Below are 4,194 nucleotides of genomic sequence, written 5' to 3' on the forward strand. Positions count from 1 at the left end.
TGAAGCCGCGCGCGAAAAATTTCCGCAATTTTTGAGATAAATCGACTTCTGATTTTATTGCACATAGTGCAACAAGGTTGCAATTCCTGCCCGACAAAGGCAGGAATTTTTATTTGTGGCCAAACAAAGCAATCGGGTTGCTCGGCTTTTGGGCGGAGGTGCGGCATCATGTGTGCAACTTAAATAAGGAGTACGACATGAATATCCCCCAAACCCAAAATGAAGATTACGGATTTTACGGTACTGTTGCCCTGCATCATGACCGTCCGCAGGCTTTGTGGAATATTGCGGTAGCAGGAATTACCGCCGCTACCGGCGAGTTTGCCGAAGATGTGGCTTTATTTTTGGATACGCGCCACGGTCGGCATTTTGCGGACGATGTCGTCTGCGGTTTGGCAACCGGCTTAGATGATGGTGCGGCGGTAGCGGCGGCGTTGGACAGATGGCTGGGCTGGTCGTTCGGCAAAGATATGGCTCGGGAAACGGGGTTGCCTGTGGGTACGCCTTATTTGAAAGCTTTGATTGTTGTGGTGGCGTGTAAATGAATAAGCAGCATTGAAAGCCGCTTACGAAGCGGGTTATCGGGCAGCGGAGAAGAAAAAAGTGTAACAAAAGCGACGGCAGCGTCGCTTTTGTTTTGCCTGTTTCAGACGGCCTACCAGTTGCAGATGACCAGCTCGCCGCTGGTCTTTTGCGTTTTATCGCGGGAAACGCTGTAGGCCAGCTCCAGCCGTTCGGTGCGGAAGTCTTTGAACAGGTCGCGGATGTCGGGGTGGTCGTTGATGGAGAGCATGGCTTTGCCTTTGCTCTCTTTCATCAGTTTGGCCAGCAGCTCGTATTGCGCCCAATTAAAGGCGCGGTCGTAGCCTGCGGTCTGCCAGTACGGCGGGTCGAGGTAGAAGAAGGTGTGTTCGCGGTCGTAGCGTTTGAAACACTTGTCCCACGGCTCGTTTTCGATGATGACGCCGCCTAGGCGGTGCTGTGCGGCTTTCAGACGGCTTGCGATGTCGGCGGCACTCCATGAGCGGGCGGTCGTGGCGGTGCCGAAATGTTGGTCGACCGTTTTGCCGCCGAATGCGTTGTGTTGCAGATAAAAGAAGCGTGCAGCGCGTTGGATGTCGGTCATGCATTCTGGCGGCGTGGATTGCAGGCGGGCGAATACTTCGCGGCTGGTCAGCGTCCATTCGAACTGGCGCACGAACTCGTCAAAGTGGTGTTGTACCACGCGGTAGAGATTGATGAGCTGGCCGTTGATGTCATTGAGCACTTCGGCTTTGGCAGGTTCGGGGCGCATAAAGAACAAGGCCGCACCGCCGCAGAAGGGTTCGACGTAGCAAGTATGCTTGGGGAACATGGGCAGCAGGTGTTTGGCCAAGCGGCGTTTACCGCCCATCCACGGCACTATTGGTTTTGGGGTCGTTTTATCGAGCATTCATGGTTTCCTTTCGGGTCACGATGCTCGGCGGCATTCTCGGTTGTTAAAGAGCGGCAGCGGTTGCTTGCTTTGCAGCGCGGGCATTTGATTTCGAAGTCGCCGCGGCCGACTGCCAGTAGTTTGTTACAATTTGTGCAACGGAATTGCATTTTTTGATGTTTCCCACATTGGTTAGTGATACAATCCGCCCTGCCTCGCGAGGCGGCGGCTTTGGGTCAATGCAGGCTTACTCTGCTTGGCCGGCGCGGTTGGTGCTCCAACACCGCCGCGTCGCCGTCTTTCCATAAAGAAAGCCCTGTCATTGTGACAGGGCTTTTGCTTTGGGGATTTTAAACGGTTTTAAAAATCCCGTCCCCGCATAAGAGCGGCCAAGCAGTTGGGGCTGTACGTCCACGCTTCGCTCAGGCGCAGGGCGCGGGCGCACCATTCGGAGCAGAACCAACGGGTGCGGCTTTGGCGCAGGCCGAGTACCGTGCCCAGTGCGCCGCGCCAGTCGTAGCCTGCGGCTTTGGTTTGCTCGTACAGGGCGGCGGCGGCTGCGGCGGTTTCGGGCGGCAGCGGGATTAAGTCCCATTTTTCAGACGGCAGGGGCATGGTTTTGAGGCGCACGCCGCCGTCGCGCACGGAGCTGGAGTAGCAGCGGTAGCGGCCGCCTCTTTCGGCTACGGCAATCTCGCAATGGCTGTACGGCCCGCGCGTGAACAGGCGGATCAGGCGGTCGGCGGCGCGGGCTTTGAGATACGGCCATGCCTGTTTCCAGCCTTTCCAGTCGCGGCCGCCTTTGTAGCAGGCTAAATACACTCGGGTCATTTGGGGTTTCCTTCGTTTTTTTTAGATGGTGTCGGGCATAAATGCCGGATTTACGGTTGCTTTGGGCGTCGGGCATAAATGCCCGACCTACTGTTCGGGGGCGGCCGACCAGCCGCTTGAGAAGTCGTATGCTTCGGGATTGTCGGCGGCGAGCATGGCGGCGCGGTGGCGTTCGGCGTTGGCGAAGTCGGCCTGTTCGCACGTTAAGAGCGTCATGGAAAGCTCATCCAGCAGGGTTTTGGTCATTTGGACGAAGCTGCCGTCCATCGTTTTCCATTGCAGGTTGTCGGGTAAGGCAGGCAAGGTACGCAGGAAGATGTATTGCTGGCGGCTGGACGCGTCGCTGTGAAACCATTTTCCGGCGGATTCAACCCATACGCCTGCGGTGACGGCTTGGGCGCGGCGGGCTTTGATGGCTTCCCACGCGGCGGCTTGGCGGCGGGCTTTGAGCGCGGCCTGTTTGTCGGGGTCGGGCTGCCACTGTTTCTTTTGGGCGTTCCAGTCGTGACACTCCGACGGGCGCGGTTCGAGGGTGAGGCCGTCTGAAAGCGCACCGGCTTTTTCGATGGTGACGGCTTGGCCGGTGGCGGTGTCGTAGGCGGTTCGGCCGCGATAATCATCGATAAAGTCCCAGCCTTCGCCGTTCCAACATGCGGCTTTGCCGGCGGGGATGTCGGACGGGGCTTCGGCTTCGATACAGCCGCCCGGGATAAGGTAGCTGCCGTCGCGGGCGTAGATGTCGAGGTCGGCTTCGGTCATGCCGACAAACAGGCCGTCTGAATCGAGTTGGCAGACGGGTTTGGTCCATTGGATTTGGGTCATAAGGTTGTCCTTTCGGGATTAGATTTTGATGATGGCCAGCAAGGCGATGTTGCGGGGGCGGGTTTCGGCGGCAACGCGCGGGGTACCGTAGTTCAGGTGCGGCAGGTAGTCATGGGTATGCCAGTTATCCCCTTGGTCGACAACGGCCGGAGCCGGGCTCATATCGCTGCTATTCATGGCGACAACCTGATGGTAGTTGAGGCCGTGCATACGCGCGTTGCTTTCGCTGCGCTTCAAATTACGGGCATGTCCCTGGAACGCGTCGGCCTGCGCCGAGCCCAACGCCCGCCCCGCATCCACCCCACGCCCGTCGTCCCAGCCGCGCAGGAATTCGCCGCGTCGGTCAGGCAGGTTGAAAGTGGTCGTGCCGTTGCCCGCGCCATAGCGGGTGCCGAAAATGGCAAACAGTTTGGCGTAAGTTTTGCGTGAAACGGCAGCACCATTGGCTTTCAGCCAGCCGGGTGGCGCGGTGTCGCCTTCGTAATACATGATTGCTCCGCTTGGGGCAGCTTGGAGGGCGGCATTTTCTGCGGCTACGGCTTTGTCATAGGCGGTTTTGACGGCACGGCTGGTAGCGAGCTTGGCTGTGTCGTTTAGGTTGACCGCGTCGCTTCGGTCGGAATACAGCATGATTTTGTCGTTGCTGTACTCGAGCGAGCCGTTGTCTTTGAGTTGCAGCGTTTTGTTGCTGGTTTTGTTCATCAGGTAGGTGTCGCTGCCGCCTATGCCCAGCGCGGCGGTGCGCCCGTCGCTGCGGTTGACGGTCAGCCCCGCCATGACGGGGGCGGAGGTGAAGGTCTTCACGCCCGCTACGGTTTGGTTGCCGTTTAACATCATCACGTCTTGTTCCCGCGCCAGCCTATCCCATACCGACCAGCCTTCCGCGCCGGTAATCGGATTGTTGTCGTTGCCGCGCACCCACAGCCTGCCCGCTTCAGCAAGAATCTGCGTGCAGTCGCTGGCGTGGCCTAAAACCAAGCCGCCGTAGTCTCCGGTTGTCGGCAGGCCTGCCGCTGCGGTGGCATTGCGGAAAAAGGTGGGTGTAACCGTGGTATCAAGGTCGACACCTGTCCGGTTTTGCGGGTCGGACGCGGCAATCTGCGCATTGACAAACTGCTGCACCCAGC

General features: G+C 58.6%; 6 protein-coding genes. 1 reads left to right on the forward strand and 5 read right to left on the reverse strand.

From position 1 onward, the window contains the following. The first annotated feature begins 197 nt into the window (after positions 1-197). Complete coding sequence (locus BDE01S_RS08775; RefSeq protein ID WP_066080338.1) at positions 198-545, forward strand: hypothetical protein; 348 nt, start codon at positions 198-200, stop codon at positions 543-545. Positions 546-655: 110 nt separating this feature from the next. On the opposite strand, the gene BDE01S_RS08780 is transcribed toward BDE01S_RS08775, so the two are convergent. The 5 genes from BDE01S_RS08780 to BDE01S_RS11725 all read right to left on the reverse strand — a co-directional run bounded on the left by BDE01S_RS08780 (position 656) and on the right by BDE01S_RS11725 (position 4,189). Next, positions 656-1,432: a DNA adenine methylase gene (locus BDE01S_RS08780; protein ID WP_066080341.1), complete on the reverse strand. Its 777-nt coding sequence runs from the start codon at positions 1,430-1,432 to the stop codon at positions 656-658. Further along, the gene (locus tag BDE01S_RS11100) at positions 1,402-1,584 is read right to left on the reverse strand and encodes a Com family DNA-binding transcriptional regulator (RefSeq protein ID WP_082790453.1); all 183 of its coding nucleotides are present in this window, start codon (positions 1,582-1,584) and stop codon (positions 1,402-1,404) included. Before BDE01S_RS11100 ends, BDE01S_RS08780 begins: the two co-directional genes overlap by 31 nt. A gap of 190 nt (positions 1,585-1,774) precedes the next feature. Beyond that, positions 1,775-2,245: a hypothetical protein gene (locus BDE01S_RS08785; protein WP_066080342.1), complete on the reverse strand. Its 471-nt coding sequence runs from the start codon at positions 2,243-2,245 to the stop codon at positions 1,775-1,777. Positions 2,246-2,332: 87 nt separating this feature from the next. Beyond that, complete coding sequence (locus tag BDE01S_RS08790; protein ID WP_066080345.1) at positions 2,333-3,067, reverse strand: DUF4376 domain-containing protein; 735 nt, start codon at positions 3,065-3,067, stop codon at positions 2,333-2,335. Positions 3,068-3,085: 18 nt separating this feature from the next. Further along, a complete protein-coding gene (locus BDE01S_RS11725; protein WP_066080348.1) occupies positions 3,086-4,189 on the reverse strand; it encodes a tail fiber protein in 1,104 nt (367 codons plus the stop codon). Positions 4,190-4,194 lie beyond the last annotated feature (5 nt).

Source organism: Bergeriella denitrificans NBRC 102155 (assembly GCF_001592185.1).
GTDB classification, from domain to species: Bacteria; Pseudomonadota; Gammaproteobacteria; order Burkholderiales; family Neisseriaceae; genus Neisseria; species Neisseria denitrificans.

Bases quoted from the DNA above. Each gene is read 5' to 3' on its own strand.
- BDE01S_RS08775 (WP_066080338.1), top strand. From the start codon at position 198: ATGAATATCCCCCAAACCCAAAATGAAGATTACGGATTTTACGGTACT.
- BDE01S_RS08780 (WP_066080341.1), bottom strand. From the start codon at position 1,432: ATGCTCGATAAAACGACCCCAAAACCAATAGTGCCGTGGATGGGCGGT.
- BDE01S_RS11100 (WP_082790453.1), bottom strand. From the start codon at position 1,584: ATGCAATTCCGTTGCACAAATTGTAACAAACTACTGGCAGTCGGCCGC.
- BDE01S_RS08785 (WP_066080342.1), bottom strand. From the start codon at position 2,245: ATGACCCGAGTGTATTTAGCCTGCTACAAAGGCGGCCGCGACTGGAAA.
- BDE01S_RS08790 (WP_066080345.1), bottom strand. From the start codon at position 3,067: ATGACCCAAATCCAATGGACCAAACCCGTCTGCCAACTCGATTCAGAC.